Source organism: Priestia sp. SRI_019 (assembly GCF_057586255.1).
Window position 1 is genome coordinate 60,084 of the sequence record NZ_JBYCZN010000006.1, and the last position, 15,573, is coordinate 75,656.

Here is a 15,573-nt window from a genome sequence, read left to right on the forward strand (position 1 = left end):
CTCTTTTCATACATATTTACATTTATATAAGGGGGCTTTTTTTTATGAGTTGGAAAGAAACGTATACATCTTGGGTTAATCATCCAAATTTAGATCCTGAATTACGTCAAAATTTAGACGCAATCAAAGGTGATGAAAAACAATTAGAAGATAGTTTTTACAAAACATTAGAATTTGGAACAGGCGGAATGCGTGGGGAAATTGGAGCGGGTACAAACCGTATGAATACGTATACAATCCGAAAAGCTTCCGAAGGCTTTGCTGAGTACATTAAACAAGCTGGCGAAGAAGCTATTAACCAAGGAGTAGTCATAGCGTATGATTCTCGCCACAAATCCCCTGAATTTGCAATGGAAGCAGCAAAAACATTAGCAAGTCACGGAATTAAAACGTATGTATTTGAAGAGCTAAGACCAACACCTGAACTTTCATTTGCAGTGCGTGAGTTAAACGCATTTGGAGGTATTGTTATTACAGCGAGCCACAATCCTCCTGAATATAATGGATACAAAGTATATGGTCCAGACGGTGGTCAGTTGCCGCCAAAAGAAGCTGATGAACTAGTTGGCTTTGTAAATGCTGTGGAAAATGAACTTGCATTAGCTGTTCAATCTGAAGCGGAGCTAAAAGAAAAAGGTCTTATTGAAATGATTGGTTCAGCGATTGACGAAGCATACAATGAGAAACTAAAAACGATTTTAATTAATCCAGAGCTAGCTTCTGAAACAGGTAAAGACTTAAAAGTGGTTTTTACACCTCTGCATGGTACAGCTAATAAGCCAGTTCGCAACGCGCTTCAATCCATCGGTTACGAAAATGTCACGGTTATTGAAGAACAAGAACTTCCTGATCCAAATTTCTCGACGGTTAAATCTCCGAATCCTGAAGAGCCTGCTGCATTTGAATATGCTGTTCGTAAAGGAAAAGAAATTGATGCAGATATCTTAATCGCAACGGATCCAGATGCAGACCGTTTAGGAATTGCTGTCAAAGATCCAAGCGGCGAATATGCGTTATTAACAGGAAACCAAACGGGTGCTTTATTGCTTCACTATTTGCTTTCTCAAAAGAAAGAAAAAGGCGTGCTGCCTGCTAATGGCGTTGTGTTAAAAACGATTGTAACGTCAGAAATCGGCGCACAAATTGCTCGTTCATTTGGACTGCAAGTTGTTGACACTCTAACAGGTTTTAAATTTATCGGTGAAAAAATTAAGCAATATGAGCAAACGGGCGAGTATACATTCCAATTCGGTTATGAAGAAAGCTATGGCTATTTAATTGGTGACTTTGCTCGTGACAAAGACGCTGTACAAGCAGCCATTCTAGCAGTAGAAGCTTGTGCTTATTATAAAAAGCAGGGCATGACACTATACGAAGCGCTTCAGCAAGTGTTTACTAAATATGGTTTCTATCGTGAAGGTCTGAAATCTTTAACGCTTAAAGGAAAAGAAGGATCTGAGCAAATTCAGCATATTTTGGCTACATTTAGAAATGAACCTCCTACTGACATTGCAGGATTAAATGTTTCGGTTGTAGAGGATTATACATTAAGTGAGCGTCAGCATATTAAAGCAGGAAAAGTAGAAGAAATTACATTACCAAAATCAAATGTATTAAAATATATCTTAGAAGACGGTTCTTGGTTCTGCCTTCGTCCGTCTGGTACAGAGCCAAAGGTGAAGTTCTATTTTGGCGTCGTGTCAGAAGATGAAGCAACAAGCATTGCTCATTTAGAAGCTGTACAAACAGCTGTAATGGGTGAAGTAGAACGTGTATTGGATAAAGTGAAAACGGTATAAAAGTAAAGCCTGCTCAAACTTGAGCAGGCTTCTTTTATGATACTTTGTTTGATTGCGTATTTGACAAGTACGAAGAAGATCGTAGGGCTTTATAAATTTTCGGAGCAAGCATAGCCCCAAGAACAGTAAAAATAAGATCCTTTACCGCAAACCACGACATAATCTTCCAAGCGGCTGCATATGTCATTGCAGGAGCTTCAAGCCAGTAATTAACTGCTGCATACATATACGTAGTACCAATTAAATAAATAACCGCAATACCAACTAGCGATGAAATTAAAAAGATAGAAAAAGTTGGCTTCCCGCGCATTTCCATAATTTTTCCTGTGATAAATGCTGCTACGATATAAGAAAGCAAAAAGCCGCCGGTGCTTCCAAATAAAATACCAATTCCTGCTTTAAATTGAGCAAATACCGGGGCGCCGGCAATGCCAATTAATACGTATACAATCATCGAAATAGAACCCATTCGGCTCCCAAGTAAAAGTCCTGCTAATATAACAAAAAAAGGCTGAAGTGAAAGAGGCACGCCGCCTACTTGTAAAAAAGGTGCCCAAGAAGTAATGTTTGCACCAATAGCCATCAGAGCCGCAAACATACCGGCTAGCGTTAAATCTAATGTGCGAAACCTTTTATTAGTACTCATATATGTTCCTCCCAGTATGTACTGAAATATCTTAGCGTATGTACTGAAGATTGTACGTCGAATTCACTTTTATGTCAACGATAAAAATAAATGTGTTTACATATATTATGTAAGGTTTTTTGAAATAAAGTATGCATATTTTTAGTGCAACATAAAAAAATAAAGAAGGGAATTCATCCCTTCTTTGTCCAAGTGTGTGTATCAAAAATACTAGTACAATGATTCTTCCAGAAGCTCCGGGTTGTGCTCCGAATATTCCGTTGCATGATCAATGTAGCGTAGTAAAGAATAAAGCTCTTCTTGAATGATGCGGTAGTTTCGTTCAAAATTGTAGGCGTGCAAAAAATGTTCAATCTTTTTTGAAAGAAAATCGTCGTCTGTTCGAACCATTAAAATTAATAAGTTATCCCATTGTGAACGGTGTGTGTAATATAAAGCTCGATCATAATCAATTACATCCATTAATAACGTTCCTCCTTTTGAGGAGTTGAAATTAGTGTATGATATTTGCGGGAATTCTTACGCTGTAAATGTTGGGCAAAAGACCAGTGCATAATTAAAAGAGGTTGTAGTCATTATGCAAGAAGAATAAACGTACAGCACCGGATAAATGATAAGAAGAGCAAAGAATGATGCAGCATAATAGGTATATTACATCCATTATTTAAGACAACTAAATAAAAATCCCCTTTTCTTGAAAAAATAAAGCTTCTTTTTGATGAAAACACATGAATTGACATGTTTGTACATAGATTGAAGTAAGGAGTGAAAGGGGGAGCTGTCGTGAAAGAAGCAGATTATAAGCAATTATACCGTGCGATTGATGAAATTACGGAAATAGCTAGCGGTTTCGGCTTAGATTTTTATCCGATGCGCTATGAAATTTGCCCGGCAGATATTATTTATACGTTTGGTGCATATGGGATGCCAACTCGTTTTTCACATTGGAGCTTTGGAAAACAATTTTACAAAATGAAATTACACTACGATCTGGGATTGAGTAAAATTTATGAATTAGTTATCAATTCAGATCCTTGTTATGCATTTTTATTGGATTCCAATGCGCTTATTCAAAATAAATTAATTGTAGCTCACGTGTTAGCCCACTGTGACTTCTTTAAAAATAACAGCCGTTTTGCTAACACTAAACGGGATATGGTAGAAAGTATGGCAGCGACCGCTGATCGAATTAAAGAATACGAAGTAAAGCACGGTAAGCGTGAAGTAGAAAAGTTTTTAGATGCTGTCCTATCGATTCAGGAACATATTGATCCGTCCCTTATGCGTGCCAAGCTTTCTTGGAGCATAGATGATGTAGAATCATCGGAAGAAGAAATCATTTCTCCTTACGATGATTTATGGAATTTGGATTATAAAGAAAAGAAAAAACCAAAACCTCCAAAATCTTTTAAAAAATTTCCGCCTCAGCCTGAAAAAGACATCTTATTATTTATCGAAGAATACAGTCCTTATTTAGAGGACTGGCAGCGGGATATTTTAACGATGATGCGAGAAGAAATGCTTTATTTCTGGCCGCAGCTTGAAACAAAAATTATGAATGAAGGCTGGGCTTCTTTCTGGCATCAGCGCATTATTCGAGAAATGGACTTAACGAGTGATGAAGCGATAGAATTCGCCAAGCTAAATGCAGGGGTTGTGCAGCCGTCTAAGACGGGAATTAATCCATATTATTTAGGATTAAAAATCTTTGAAGACATTGAAGAACGCTACAATAATCCAACAGAAGATATGATTCGCCGGGGCGTCGAGCCCGGATCAGGAAGAGAGAAGATGTTTGAGGTACGTGAAGTTGAATCAGATATTTCCTTTATCCGCAATTACTTAACAAAAGATTTAGTCATGCGGGAGGATATGTACTTATTCCAAAAGCAAGGGAAAGATTACAAAATTGTCGATAAAGAATGGACAGAAGTTAGAGATCAGCTTGTTAATATGCGCGTAAACGGCGGATTTCCTTACATCACAGTAACCAATGGAGACTATTTAAAAAATGGAGAGCTCTATTTAAAACACTGGTATGAAGGAATTGAATTAGATGTCAAATACTTAGAAAAAGTGGTACCTTATGTTCATCAGCTTTGGGGCCGCCCCGTTCATTTAGAAACGATGATGGAAGGCAAACCTATTGCCTTTACGTATGATGGAAAAACAGTGCATAGAAAGCATTTGTAAAAGAGAAGACCGCTTAAACAGCGGTCTTTTTGGGTTTCTGTAACTTATCCATATAAATTGAAAAAATAAAATGAGTATGCGATAATTCAATGAGAATTACTTTCATTTAGAAAGGAAGATAAGATGTTTGTTGTAAACGCAAGTTTTGAAACAGAAAAGAAATTTGAAGAACAGCTCAAGCAAAAAGCTAAGAAAAACAAAACAGAAATTGAGGCAGCCAAAGGAAATTTATCGTTCGAATGCTGGAAAAAAGATTCCGCAGATAAAGTTGAATATGTCTTTGTATCCAAGTGGGAAGATAAGCAGTTCTTTCAAGCGTGGATCTCAAGAGAAGAACATGTGAACGAACATAAAGAAGCGAATAAAAAGAAAACGAAAGTATTTTCTGAAGCTATGGAAATCAAGAAAACGCTGCGTTTTTATGAGGCGGTAGAAGAGGACATTCTTTCCTAAAAAAGCATGCTTGACTTTCCTAAATGTTGTAACTATAATGATTACAACAAAATAGGAGTGAGAGCAATGAAAATTAGCAGTCGATTCACCGTGGCCGTTCACATACTATCTTTAATTAAAGTAGATAGCAGTCATCCTAGTACTTCAGAGTGGATTGCTAGCAGTGTAAATACAAATCCTGTTGTTATAAGACGAGTAATTGGGATGTTAAAGAAAGCTGGACTCGTGGGTGTAAAAGCCGGAGCTGGCGGAGCTTATCTATTGAAAGATTTAGAAGAGATAACGTTGTTAGACGTTTATCGAGCGGTGGCGGCAGTGGAAGAAGGAGAATTGTTTCAAATGCATGAAAATCCGAATGTGGAGTGTCCTGTAGGAGCCAATATTCAAAGTGTTCTTGAATTGATTTTAAAACATTCTCAAGATGCCATGGAACAAGTCTTAGCTGATGTGACCATGAAAGAATTAGTGACGGATTTAATAGCAAAAATAGATGCATAATAACATGCTTCTGTTCGTGAAAAAACGGAGAAACCTAGGTTTCTCCGTTTTTTTATAGCTTCACAATTGTTCGTCCTCGAGCTTGTCCTTTTAATAAAGTCGGAAGTACCTTAGGGAGCTGTTGTAGTGAAATTTCCTGCTGAATGAAAGGTTCTAAGCTCTCAGGCTTAAAGTCATTAGCGAGTCTATTCCAAATCTCTTTTCGAGTAGGCATTGGACAGTAAACAGAATCGATACCTAATAAATTAATCCCTCTTAAAATGAAGGGAAAGACGGTTGTTGGCACTTTGCCTCCAGCCGTTAGCCCGCTGACAGCTACAGAGCCTCCGTACTGAATTTGACTGAGAACAGAAGCTAGAGGCTCTCCGCCCACAGGATCCACCGCAGCGGCCCATTTTTCCTTGCCTAATGCTTTTAATTTACCGTTATAAACGTCTTCACGCGCTACAATAGAGGAAGCGCCAAGCTCTTTCAAATAAGCTGCTTCCGAGCTTTTTCCCGTACTTGCTTCCACTGTGTAGCCTAATTTTGAAAGAATGGCAACCGCAAAGCTTCCTACACCTCCCGTAGCGCCTGTTACAAGCACAGAGCCATTAGATGGACTAGTATGGTTTTCCTCTAAGCGATGCACAGATAAAGCAGCTGTAAAGCCAGCTGTTCCGATAATCATTGCTTCTTTTAACGTTAGATTTTGAGGAAGAGGGACAATCCATTCGCTGCGTATGCGCGCATACTCACTATAGCCTCCAAAGTGTGATACGCCAATGTCATAGCTTGTTGCAATGACACGATCACCTTCTTTAAAATCAGGGCTGTCAGAAGATACAACGACGCCTGCTAGGTCGATTCCTGGGACAAATGGGTAGCTTGTCACAATATTTCCGTTTGCGATGCTGGCTAAGCTATCTTTATAATTCACCCCTGAATAATGAACGCGAATAAGTACATCGCCTTCTGGCAAATCGTTTAGCGTCAGTTCTTGGACGGACGCCTCCACTTGGTGTTCACTTTTTTTATCTACGATTAATGCTGAAAATGATTGCTCCATTTTATTTCTCCTTTCTATAATGAGATGTATACATCTATACATAGATTACCTTATTTCTATACCCATTATAGAAAATAGTAAAAGAAGTTCCTAATACTTTGATTACGAAAGGGATTATTTCATTGTAAAATAGCGGTATAGCTATTAGTTAGCAATACATAGAAAAGAGGAGAAGAGAAATGAGTACAAATGTATATTTTAACCACGATGCAGGCATCGATGATTTAGTATCGCTTTTTTTACTGCTGCAAATGGATGATGTAAAAGTAACGGGAGTATCTGTCATTCCCGCTGACGGATATCTAGAGCCAGGTATCAGCGCAAGCCAAAAGATTATTGATCGTTTTGGAAGTTATGATATCGAGGTAGCCAAATCTACTTCACGCGGCATGAATCCATTTCCAAAAGAATGGCGCATGCATACGTTTTATGTGGATGCACTACCGATTTTAAATGAAAAAGGGGAAGTACAAACAAAAATAAGTCAGCTCCCTGCTCATGATCATTTAATCGAGACATTGCAGCACACAGCCGGGAAAACAACTTTATTGTTTACAGGACCGTTAACAGATTTAGCAAGAGCATTGGAAAAAGCGCCGGAAATAGAAGAGAAAATTGACAAGTTAGTATGGATGGGCGGTACATTTCAAGAAGTAGGAAACGTGCAAGAGCCCGAACACGATGGAACGGCGGAGTGGAATGCTTTTTGGGATCCAGAAGCAGTAGCGAAAGTATGGGAAAGCAAAATTAAAATTGAGATGGTTGCTTTAGAAAGCACGAATCAAGTTCCCTTAACGCCCGCTATTCGTCAAATGTGGGCTTCACTTCGAAGATATGAAGGAGTAGACTTTGTAGGGCAGTGCTACGCGGCTTGCCCGCCGCTTGTACACGTTGAAACCAATTCAACATATTATTTGTGGGATGTACTCACAACAGCATTTACAGGGAATTCAACACTTGTGAAGGTAAAAACCGTTTCGAGTATTGTGCATACAGAAACACCGAGCCAAGGAAGAACAGAAATTTCCGAAGAGGGACGACCTGTAGATGTCGTATATGACGTCACAGCTGAAGCATTCTTTACGTACATTACCGATTTAATGAAAAAAGCAGTAGTCAAATAAAGAAAAAGGTTGCACATGAAAGTGTGCAACCTTTTTAATGAATCATATTCAAGAATTGACGTGTCCGCTCTTGCTGAGGATTTGAAAATATTTGATCCGGTGTCCCTCTTTCCATAATGACACCTTGATCCATAAAAATAACTTCATCCGCTACTTCACGGGCAAAGCGCATTTCGTGAGTTACCACCACCATCGTCATTCCTTCTTTTGCCAAGTCTTTCATCGCTTGAAGAACGTCTCCTACAAGCTCAGGATCAAGAGCTGAAGTAGGCTCATCAAACAGCATAACTTTTGGATCCATCGCCATTGCTCTGGCGATGCCAACACGCTGTTGTTGTCCGCCAGACAGCTGGAAAGGATAAAAGTCGAGCTTGTCTCCTAAGCCAACTCGTGTCAATAATTCTTTCCCTCTTTTTTCTGCTTCTTGAGCGGAAACACCTTTTACAATTACAGGACCTTCCATAACATTTTCAAGAGCATTTTTATGAGGAAACAAGTTATAGTTTTGAAAGACCATACCTGTTAGACTTCGAAATGAAGTAATGTCTTTTTTACGAACAGGCTTGGTAAAATTCATGCTTTTTTTATCAAGTTCAATCGTGCCGTCTGTTGGGATTTCTAACAGATTTAAGCAACGTAAAAAAGTAGTTTTACCCGATCCAGAAGGACCGATTAATACAATTACCTTGCCCTGTTCAACTTCTAAATCAATCCCTTTTAATACTTGCAAATCACCGAATGATTTATGCAAATTTTTGATATTAATCATATAAAAAACTCCTTTAGCTACTCGAAACGGTTATTTAGATACGTAACGATCTAGTCTTATTTCAATGCGTCCTTGGATAATGGATAAGATTGTACACATAATCCAGTACAAGAGCGCTGCTTCACTATAAAGAAGTAAAAATTCATAGTTAGTCGAAGCAATTTCTTGAGCTTTACGGAACATCTCAGAAACAAGAATAAGCGATGCAAGTGACGTATCTTTAATAAGGCTAATAAAAGAGTTAGATAATGGCGGAATCGATACACGTGCTGCTTGCGGTAAAATAATCCGTCTTAACGCTTGGGAATAGGTCATACCAAGTGAGTAACCAGCTTCCCACTGTCCTTTAGGAATAGATTGAATCGCTGCTCGGATAATTTCAGATGCATACGCACCTACACTTAATGAAAATCCAATAACAGCAGAGATAAATGGGTCAATTGTTATATCTAAATTGGGTAAGCCGTAGAAAATAATAAATAATTGCACAAGCAGCGGTGTACCTCGAATAATCGATACATAGATGCGCGCAATTATATTTAAAACTTTTATAGATGATAAACGAGCCAAGGCTGTTAAGACAGCTAAAATGATACCGAGTACAAACGTGATTAATGTTAGTGGAATAGAATATTGAATAGCTCCCTTTAGCATTGGTAAAAGAGATGATTGAGCGATTGAAATCAATTGATTCAATCGCTCTCCATCAGGAAAAATATTATTTAGGAGAAACATCTTCGCCAAACCATTTCTTAGAAATTTTTGCGTATGTTCCGTCTTTTTTCATATCTTTCAATGCTTTGTTTACTTCATCCACTAACTTACCGCTGTCTTTTCTAAACATAAAGCCGCTTGCAGCACCATCGGATTTTTCATCCGCGATTTTGATAGGTGCGTTAGGGTGCTTTTTCTTATAGTCAAGGAACGATAATTTATCATTGATTGTAGCATCAACACGGTTTGCGCTCATTAGTTCTACTGCTTGAGCAAAACCTTCAGCACTCGTAATGTTTGCACCATAAGATTGAGCCATGTCTTTATAGTTACTTGTTAATGACTGCGCTGATTTTTTTCCTTTTAAATCTTTAAATGATTTGATATCTTTTTCGTCTTTACGAACAATTAATACAGCGCCTGACTGGATGTATGGATCAGAGAAATCGTATTTTTTTTGACGATCTTCACGAATACCAACTTCATTAGCAATCATGTCAAATCGTTTAGCATCTAATCCAGCAAACATGCCATCCCACTGTGTTTCTTTGAACTCAGCTTTTACGCCAAGACGTTTAGCTACTTCTTGAGCCAATTCTACATCAAACCCAGTTAGCTTTTGTTTGTCATCATGAAAAGTGAACGGAGGGTATGTACCTTCAGTTCCAATTGTTAATACGCCATCTTTTTTCACTTTATTATATAAATCTTCTTGTGAAGATTTATTGTCTCCATTGTTTGCTTCATTTTTTGAGCTAGAACCGCATGCGGCAAGCACAACTGTGAAAGCTAATAGTAGCGACAAAAGTGCAGCAAATTTCTTCATTTTCTAAACCCCCTAGTATTCTGATAGGAAATGATACTCTGTGATACTAAACAAGAACACAGCAAAAGTCAACAAAAAAAACTTATACGATTAATGTGACTTAAAATAAGGGAAATATACCTTCTATACACGGTTTGTCATAAGGATACAGAAAGATTTTAAAATTTGGATTAAGTGGATTTTTAAGGGATATTTGAGGAGTAAAAAGGAAGTTTCATGCGACGATTTTCTCTTTCATTTTTTCATGACTTTTGGTGCAATAAACATATAGTTAAATGTTAAGGTAGAAATAAATTCCTTATGGTACACTTAAAGAAGAATTTATGAAACGGAGCGATATGATGAAAGCCATAAACTTAATCTCAATTGCCTTTGGCGCTATCGCTGGTACATATGCACGTTATTTGCTGAATCTTTCCTTATTATATACGGGCTATCCAATAGGAACGGTAATCGAAAACCTATTAGGAAGCTTCATACTAGGCCTATTAACAGGATTTTTTGTGTGGAAAAAGCCAAAAGAATGGATAAAGCTTGGACTAGGAGTTGGCGTGTGCGGCGGTTTTACAACGTATTCAACGTTTGCAGGAGACGTCATTTCTCTCACTCAGCACCATTTATTTGGGGGAGCCATTTATGTCATTGTCTCTTTAGTAGGTGGAATCCTTCTTGCTTTAGCAGGCTATCTATGCGGTGAAGCGGCAGGGGAAAATTTAGTGAAAGTACATGAGGTGAAGTAAATGAGCATAGTGAGCTTGGCACTTGGTGGAGCAGCTGGAGGAATATGCCGTTATCTTTTGGGTTTAAAAGTTACAAAAGCAGTTTCAAACCCTCCTTTTCCAGTATCAATGCTGTTTGTAAACTTGCTCGGTGCGTTTGGCCTTGGTCTTTTTTACGGTAGTTATTATGGAAAGGTTCCGAGTCATGCTTATGATGATTCAATATTTTTAATGATTGGCATTGGTTTTTTTGGTGCCTTTACCACTTTTTCAACGTTTAGTGTGGAAACCGTACAGTTAATTCGAGAAAAATCTTATCGGAAAATGTTGGCTTACGTGGGGATTTCAGCATTTGGAACAGTTGGTTTATTTACAGTCGGTTTAATGGCAGGAACGTTTTTATTTAAGTAAAGAGAACGTTTCTAGTAGGGAAAAACAAAAAGACGGAGAAGTAGAGAATGGATAGAAAAGCAGAAGTTTGGAAATACATTTTGTTGATTGTAGCTGTTGCAGGTCAGATCATCGGTTTTTTATTTTTATTTATAAATGTTGTGGCGGCATTTATTTTTTACGGTTTTTATATTCTAACTTTTATTATGTTACTCCTGCTGTTTATATGGGATCGGAAAAAGGAAAAAGACAAAGAAGAATTTGACGACTATACCGATTACTAACTATATAAAAAGCAGAATGATGCGGTGCGCCGGGCCTCTTAGTAAAGAAGCTTAAAAGATACATCTATAAAAGGAAGAGAGCCGTAAGAGCATAAAGAGATATTGTATTTACATCTAGTTGTGTTATAATTTTAAGTGCAAAAACAAAATCAATAAATAGCAATCACTAGGGGAGCTTTTTGAAGCTGAGACGAATGTATTTCGGACCCTTTGAACCTGATCTGGTTTGTACCAGCGTAGGGAAGTGGCGATCATGTTTACATAACGATACATGCTAACCACTCTACGTTGTAGAGTGGTTTTTTTGTATGTAATCAAGCCCTCTACACAAGATGAAGTGATTGAAATTTCTCTTTATTCTGAATGGAAAGGTTTCGATCATATGGATATTCCTAAATTTCATGTCATTACAACAGATAAGCAGCCAGTTAAAGAGGTTCGGGACATTTTAACGGCTATTGAGCCTTTTGTGGGTGTCATTCATATTAGAGAAAAAAAGAAAACGGCAAAGCAGATTCAATGTTTGCTAGAAAGCCTGCCATTTTGTCGCTCTAAAATTATTGTAAATGACCGAGTTGATGTAGCGCATGCTTTAAAAGCAAAAGGCGTACAGCTTGCCTATCATAGTTTAGATGTTTCGTGTGTTAGAGACGCATTTCCTTCTCTTATTGTGGGAAAATCAGTTCACTCTGTGGAAGAAGCTCTAGAAGCTGAAAAAGATGGCGCTCATTATATTCTATACGGACATATTTATTCAACTCATTCAAAAAAAGGATTAAAAAGTCGAGGGATAGCAGCGCTAAAAGAAGTAGTAGACGCTGTGGAGATACCAGTTATTGCGATTGGTGGGATTACACCTGGAAATGCCAAAGAGGTACTGCAAACAGGAGCACATGGTATAGCTGTGATGTCTAGTGTCATGCTTGCGCAAGATCCCCTTAAAGCGATTAAACAATATTCTCATATATGGACATCTGGAGGTGGAGAAAATGAAGCAGCATTATGATGTACTGTTAGTCGGAGGAGGCATAATTAGCTCTTCTATCGCTTATCATTTGTCAAAACAAGGAGCATCAGTAGCCATTCTTGAGCGCAATCAAATTGGTTGTGAAGCTTCAAGTGCAGCCGCTGGTATTTTAGGTGCTCAAGCTGAAATTGATGAAGAAGGTCCTCTTTTAGACCTTGCTATTAAGAGCAGAAGCATGTTTCCTGAGCTGGTGAAGGAACTAAAAGAAAAAACGGCCATCGACGTAGAGCTCATTCAAAAAGGCTTATTAAAAGTCGCTGTAACAGAAGAAGATGCACACGTATTAAAGAAAAAAGCCGCTCAGCACCACAGGTGGGATGAACATGTAAAATGGATTGATGTAAAAGAAGCGCGTTTGTTAGAACCCGGGCTCTCTCCAGACATATACGGAGCCATTACAATACCGGGGGACGGCCAGCTAGCTCCGGCTAAGTTAACGCAAGCTCTTGCTCATGGAGCCTTGTATCACGGAACAGATATATTCGAATACTGTGACGTTCATTCTCTTATTATGGAAAATGAAACAGTAAAAGGTGTACAGACGTCCAAAGGATCTTTTTATGGAGAAAAAGTAGTTATTGCAGCAGGCTCATGGGCTAAACGCTTTATTTCTTCTGAACATTTAGGTCAGGTGTTTCCTGTAAAAGGGGAGTGTATTGCTTTGCAAAGTCATAAGCCTTTGCTTTCTAAAACGATATTTTTAGATGAAGGTTTTTACTTAGTGCCAAAGACTGGTGGAAGAATCGTAATAGGGGCAACTAAGCTACAGCATGATTTTACCAAGACGGTTTCTGCACAAGGTATTCAATTTTTGCTGAATAAAGCTTCTGCGCTTCTGCCGGCTATTAAAGAAGCCACATTTGAAAAAGCATGGGCAGGTCTTCGTCCACAAACAAATGATGGCTGGCCTTATTTAGGAGAGCATCCTGAAATAGTGAATCTACACATGGCGTTTGGCCACTACCGAAACGGTATTTTATTAAGTGCTGCAACTGGAAAAATTATGGCTGATGCTTTGTTAGGGAAAAAGCCGAATCATTCATTTTTTACATCATTTCAGCTAACTAGAGTAATGGAGGGAGTTCATTGAATCTAATCATTAATGGTAAGACCGTTACTGTTGGAGAGGAAATTGAAACGGTTCAGCACTTGTTGCAGGCTCAGAACCTGCATGAACGAGTGGTAATTGTTGAGCTAAACAAGAATATTTTACAAAAAGAAGAACATAGTGATGCAAGTTTAAAAGATGGAGATGCGTTAGAAGTCGTTTCATTTGTAGGAGGAGGATGAAGAGTATGTTAAAAATTGGACAATATACATTTAATTCACGTTTATTATTAGGAACAGGGAAATTTCCGGACTTTATGACTCAGCGTCAAGCGGTAGAAGAGTCGGAAACAGAAATTTTAACATTTGCTGTTAGACGAATGGATATTTTTGATCAAAATCAGCCTAATTTACTAGAAGCGCTTGATGTGAAGCGTTTCACTCTTTTGCCTAACACTGCTGGAGCAAAAAATGCAGAAGAGGCCGTACGTATTGCTAAATTAGCAAAGGCTTCTGGACTTTGTGATATGGTGAAAGTAGAAGTAATTGGATGTGATAAGACGCTGCTTCCTGATCCAGTTGAAACATTAAAAGCTAGTGAAGAACTGTTAAAAGAGGGCTTTACCGTTTTACCTTACACATCAGATGATGTTTTACTTTCGCGTCGTTTAGAGGAGTTAGGCGTACATGCCATTATGCCAGGAGCTTCGCCTATCGGTTCAGGTCAAGGTATTATTAATCCGTTGAACATGCGTTTTATCATTGAACAATCAACTGTTCCAGTAATTGTAGATGCAGGTATTGGAACGGCTTCAGACGCAGCTCAAGCTATGGAGCTAGGAGCAGATGGTGTGTTATTAAATACAGCTGTTTCAGGAGCAAAAGATCCTGTGAAAATGGCTCGTGCTATGAAGCTAGCGATTGAGGCAGGAAGAGCAGCATTTGAAGCAGGACGTATTGAAAAGAAACAATATGCAACGGCAAGCAGTCCAACAGAAGGGATGAGTATCGGTTGATTAATCGTTATTCCCGCCAAGAACTGTTTCAACCTATTGGAAAAGGCGGACAGCAGCTAATTCAAGAAAAGCATGTTCTGATTGTAGGAGCAGGTGCTCTTGGAACAGGGAACGCCGAGGCCCTTGCGCGAGCGGGGGTAAAGAAAATAACGCTCATTGACCGGGACTATGTAGAGTGGAGCAACCTTCAGCGTCAGCAATTATATAGTGAAAAAGATGCTGATAAAAGAATTCCAAAAGCAATTGCTGCTAAAAAAAGGCTTCACGATATTAATCATGATGTAAAAATAGAAGCGCACGTAGCAGACGGTACCCCTCAAGTTTTAGAACAGCTTGTTGAGGGGGTAGATGTTATGATTGATGCGACCGATAATTTTGACACACGCCTTGTAATGAATGATTTATCACAAAAATATGATATTCCTTGGATTTACGGAGCTTGTGTAGGAAGTTATGGAATTAGTTATACGATCATACCAAGTGAAACACCGTGTTTATCCTGTTTGCTTGAATCTGTACCGCTTGGAGGGTTAACATGTGATACAGTGGGGATTATTAGTCCTGCTGTACAAATGGTAGTCGCTCATCAAGTAACAGAAGTGTTAAAAATATTAGTCGGAGACTGGAATGCGCTCAGGAGGGAACTTGTTTCGTTTGACGTATGGAAAAATGAGTATACGAGCATCAATGTGAACGTGTTTCGCAAATCTGCTTGCCGCTCATGCGGCAGTGAACAAACCTATCCCTTTTTACAATATGAAAATCAAACGAAAACAGCTGTGCTATGCGGAAGAAACACGGTACAAATCCGTCCGGGCAAATCAGCTAAGCAGCCGCTGCAGTCTTTAGGTGAACGATTAAAAGAAAAAGGATATAAAATTGAACAAAATCCGTATCTGCTTTCTTTTTATGTAGATGATTACCGTTTAGTTATGTTTCAAGATGGGCGCGTCTTTGTCCATGGAACAAATGATATAGTAGAAGCAAAGTCACTTTATCATCGGTATATTGGGTAAGAAA

19 protein-coding genes and 1 riboswitch are annotated in these 15,573 nt (G+C 38.5%); of the genes, 13 read left to right on the top strand and 6 right to left on the bottom strand.

The annotated features are described in order from the left end of the window. Positions 1 to 44 precede the first annotated feature (44 nt). Entirely contained in the window at positions 45 to 1,799 is a 1,755-nt protein-coding gene (locus AC2YJL_RS23860) for a phospho-sugar mutase (RefSeq protein WP_028410247.1), read from the top strand. A 34-nt stretch (positions 1,800 to 1,833) separates the two neighbouring features. On the opposite strand, the gene AC2YJL_RS23865 is transcribed toward AC2YJL_RS23860, so the two are convergent. Both AC2YJL_RS23865 and AC2YJL_RS23870 read right to left on the bottom strand, forming a co-directional pair. After that, complete coding sequence (locus tag AC2YJL_RS23865) at positions 1,834 to 2,445, bottom strand: biotin transporter BioY (protein ID WP_028410248.1); 612 nt, start codon at positions 2,443 to 2,445, stop codon at positions 1,834 to 1,836. A 210-nt stretch (positions 2,446 to 2,655) separates the two neighbouring features. Continuing rightward, the gene (locus tag AC2YJL_RS23870; RefSeq protein WP_013055267.1) at positions 2,656 to 2,907 is read right to left on the bottom strand and encodes a YhdB family protein; all 252 of its coding nucleotides are present in this window, start codon (positions 2,905 to 2,907) and stop codon (positions 2,656 to 2,658) included. 321 nt (positions 2,908 to 3,228) lie between these two features. Here AC2YJL_RS23870 and AC2YJL_RS23875 point away from each other — a divergent pair, with 321 nt between their 5' ends. The 3 genes from AC2YJL_RS23875 (at position 3,229) to AC2YJL_RS23885 (ending at position 5,589) form a co-directional block, all read left to right on the top strand. Continuing rightward, a complete protein-coding gene (locus AC2YJL_RS23875; RefSeq protein ID WP_014461707.1) occupies positions 3,229 to 4,638 on the top strand; it encodes a SpoVR family protein in 1,410 nt (469 codons plus the stop codon). Between the two features lie 123 nt (positions 4,639 to 4,761). Beyond that, positions 4,762 to 5,091: an antibiotic biosynthesis monooxygenase family protein gene (locus AC2YJL_RS23880; RefSeq protein WP_195695463.1), complete on the top strand. Its 330-nt coding sequence runs from the start codon at positions 4,762 to 4,764 to the stop codon at positions 5,089 to 5,091. Between the two features lie 66 nt (positions 5,092 to 5,157). After that, positions 5,158 to 5,589: an Rrf2 family transcriptional regulator gene (locus AC2YJL_RS23885; RefSeq protein WP_195695462.1), complete on the top strand. Its 432-nt coding sequence runs from the start codon at positions 5,158 to 5,160 to the stop codon at positions 5,587 to 5,589. A gap of 52 nt (positions 5,590 to 5,641) precedes the next feature. Here the strand turns inward: AC2YJL_RS23885 and AC2YJL_RS23890 are convergent, their stop codons facing one another. Next, the gene (locus AC2YJL_RS23890; RefSeq protein ID WP_251569049.1) at positions 5,642 to 6,637 is read right to left on the bottom strand and encodes an NADPH:quinone oxidoreductase family protein; all 996 of its coding nucleotides are present in this window, start codon (positions 6,635 to 6,637) and stop codon (positions 5,642 to 5,644) included. Positions 6,638 to 6,816: 179 nt separating this feature from the next. On the opposite strand from AC2YJL_RS23890, the gene AC2YJL_RS23895 reads away from it, so the two are divergent. Next, positions 6,817 to 7,761, top strand: coding sequence for a nucleoside hydrolase (locus tag AC2YJL_RS23895; RefSeq protein ID WP_050689447.1), 945 nt, complete (start codon positions 6,817 to 6,819; stop codon positions 7,759 to 7,761). Positions 7,762 to 7,795: 34 nt separating this feature from the next. Here AC2YJL_RS23895 and AC2YJL_RS23900 read toward each other — a convergent pair whose 3' ends face one another. Genes AC2YJL_RS23900 through AC2YJL_RS23910 form a run of 3 tightly spaced genes read right to left on the bottom strand, consistent with a single transcriptional unit; the run spans position 7,796 to position 10,070 of the window. Continuing rightward, positions 7,796 to 8,530 (bottom strand): amino acid ABC transporter ATP-binding protein, encoded by a 735-nt coding sequence (locus tag AC2YJL_RS23900; RefSeq protein WP_050689448.1) that lies wholly within the window; start codon positions 8,528 to 8,530, stop codon positions 7,796 to 7,798. A gap of 30 nt (positions 8,531 to 8,560) precedes the next feature. Then, positions 8,561 to 9,265 carry an amino acid ABC transporter permease gene (locus AC2YJL_RS23905; RefSeq protein ID WP_016762949.1) on the bottom strand — a complete coding sequence of 235 codons (705 nt, stop codon included), beginning with the start codon at positions 9,263 to 9,265 and terminating at the stop codon, positions 8,561 to 8,563. After that, positions 9,249 to 10,070: an amino acid ABC transporter substrate-binding protein gene (locus tag AC2YJL_RS23910; protein ID WP_013081647.1), complete on the bottom strand. Its 822-nt coding sequence runs from the start codon at positions 10,068 to 10,070 to the stop codon at positions 9,249 to 9,251. The genes AC2YJL_RS23905 and AC2YJL_RS23910 overlap by 17 nt, the downstream gene beginning before the upstream one ends. A gap of 323 nt (positions 10,071 to 10,393) precedes the next feature. Between AC2YJL_RS23910 and AC2YJL_RS23915 the strand changes: the two genes are divergently transcribed. The 8 genes from AC2YJL_RS23915 to AC2YJL_RS23950 all read left to right on the top strand — a co-directional run bounded on the left by AC2YJL_RS23915 (position 10,394) and on the right by AC2YJL_RS23950 (position 15,569). Continuing rightward, positions 10,394 to 10,810, top strand: coding sequence for a fluoride efflux transporter FluC (locus tag AC2YJL_RS23915; protein ID WP_230931743.1), 417 nt, complete (start codon positions 10,394 to 10,396; stop codon positions 10,808 to 10,810). Then, the gene (gene crcB, locus AC2YJL_RS23920; protein WP_050689450.1) at positions 10,811 to 11,200 is read left to right on the top strand and encodes a fluoride efflux transporter CrcB; all 390 of its coding nucleotides are present in this window, start codon (positions 10,811 to 10,813) and stop codon (positions 11,198 to 11,200) included. A 47-nt stretch (positions 11,201 to 11,247) separates the two neighbouring features. Continuing rightward, a complete protein-coding gene (locus AC2YJL_RS23925) occupies positions 11,248 to 11,463 on the top strand; it encodes a hypothetical protein (protein ID WP_013055279.1) in 216 nt (71 codons plus the stop codon). A gap of 158 nt (positions 11,464 to 11,621) precedes the next feature. Then, positions 11,622 to 11,723: riboswitch (TPP riboswitch) on the top strand. A gap of 122 nt (positions 11,724 to 11,845) precedes the next feature. Continuing rightward, a complete protein-coding gene (locus AC2YJL_RS23930; protein ID WP_195697128.1) occupies positions 11,846 to 12,469 on the top strand; it encodes a thiamine phosphate synthase in 624 nt (207 codons plus the stop codon). Beyond that, positions 12,453 to 13,580, top strand: coding sequence for a glycine oxidase ThiO (gene thiO / locus AC2YJL_RS23935; protein ID WP_050689452.1), 1,128 nt, complete (start codon positions 12,453 to 12,455; stop codon positions 13,578 to 13,580). The genes AC2YJL_RS23930 and thiO overlap by 17 nt, the downstream gene beginning before the upstream one ends. Further along, positions 13,577 to 13,780 (top strand): sulfur carrier protein ThiS, encoded by a 204-nt coding sequence (thiS, locus tag AC2YJL_RS23940; protein ID WP_050689453.1) that lies wholly within the window; start codon positions 13,577 to 13,579, stop codon positions 13,778 to 13,780. The genes thiO and thiS overlap by 4 nt, the downstream gene beginning before the upstream one ends. Before the next feature lie 5 nt (positions 13,781 to 13,785). Continuing rightward, positions 13,786 to 14,553: a thiazole synthase gene (locus AC2YJL_RS23945; RefSeq protein ID WP_230931746.1), complete on the top strand. Its 768-nt coding sequence runs from the start codon at positions 13,786 to 13,788 to the stop codon at positions 14,551 to 14,553. Then, positions 14,550 to 15,569 (top strand): thiazole biosynthesis adenylyltransferase ThiF, encoded by a 1,020-nt coding sequence (locus AC2YJL_RS23950; protein WP_050689454.1) that lies wholly within the window; start codon positions 14,550 to 14,552, stop codon positions 15,567 to 15,569. The genes AC2YJL_RS23945 and AC2YJL_RS23950 overlap by 4 nt, the downstream gene beginning before the upstream one ends. Positions 15,570 to 15,573: the final 4 nt, after the last annotated feature.

Coding starts and splice junctions, on each gene's coding strand:
- AC2YJL_RS23860 (WP_028410247.1), top strand. CDS start 45: ATGAGTTGGAAAGAAACGTATACATCTTGGGTTAATCATCCAAATTTA.
- AC2YJL_RS23865 (WP_028410248.1), bottom strand. CDS start 2,445: ATGAGTACTAATAAAAGGTTTCGCACATTAGATTTAACGCTAGCCGGT.
- AC2YJL_RS23870 (WP_013055267.1), bottom strand. CDS start 2,907: ATGGATGTAATTGATTATGATCGAGCTTTATATTACACACACCGTTCA.
- AC2YJL_RS23880 (WP_195695463.1), top strand. CDS start 4,762: ATGTTTGTTGTAAACGCAAGTTTTGAAACAGAAAAGAAATTTGAAGAA.
- AC2YJL_RS23885 (WP_195695462.1), top strand. CDS start 5,158: ATGAAAATTAGCAGTCGATTCACCGTGGCCGTTCACATACTATCTTTA.
- AC2YJL_RS23890 (WP_251569049.1), bottom strand. CDS start 6,637: ATGGAGCAATCATTTTCAGCATTAATCGTAGATAAAAAAAGTGAACAC.
- AC2YJL_RS23895 (WP_050689447.1), top strand. CDS start 6,817: ATGAGTACAAATGTATATTTTAACCACGATGCAGGCATCGATGATTTA.
- AC2YJL_RS23900 (WP_050689448.1), bottom strand. CDS start 8,530: ATGATTAATATCAAAAATTTGCATAAATCATTCGGTGATTTGCAAGTA.
- AC2YJL_RS23905 (WP_016762949.1), bottom strand. CDS start 9,265: ATGTTTCTCCTAAATAATATTTTTCCTGATGGAGAGCGATTGAATCAA.
- AC2YJL_RS23910 (WP_013081647.1), bottom strand. CDS start 10,070: ATGAAGAAATTTGCTGCACTTTTGTCGCTACTATTAGCTTTCACAGTT.
- AC2YJL_RS23915 (WP_230931743.1), top strand. CDS start 10,394: ATGAAACGGAGCGATATGATGAAAGCCATAAACTTAATCTCAATTGCC.
- crcB (WP_050689450.1), top strand. CDS start 10,811: ATGAGCATAGTGAGCTTGGCACTTGGTGGAGCAGCTGGAGGAATATGC.
- AC2YJL_RS23925 (WP_013055279.1), top strand. CDS start 11,248: ATGGATAGAAAAGCAGAAGTTTGGAAATACATTTTGTTGATTGTAGCT.
- AC2YJL_RS23930 (WP_195697128.1), top strand. CDS start 11,846: ATGGATATTCCTAAATTTCATGTCATTACAACAGATAAGCAGCCAGTT.
- thiO (WP_050689452.1), top strand. CDS start 12,453: ATGAAGCAGCATTATGATGTACTGTTAGTCGGAGGAGGCATAATTAGC.
- AC2YJL_RS23945 (WP_230931746.1), top strand. CDS start 13,786: ATGTTAAAAATTGGACAATATACATTTAATTCACGTTTATTATTAGGA.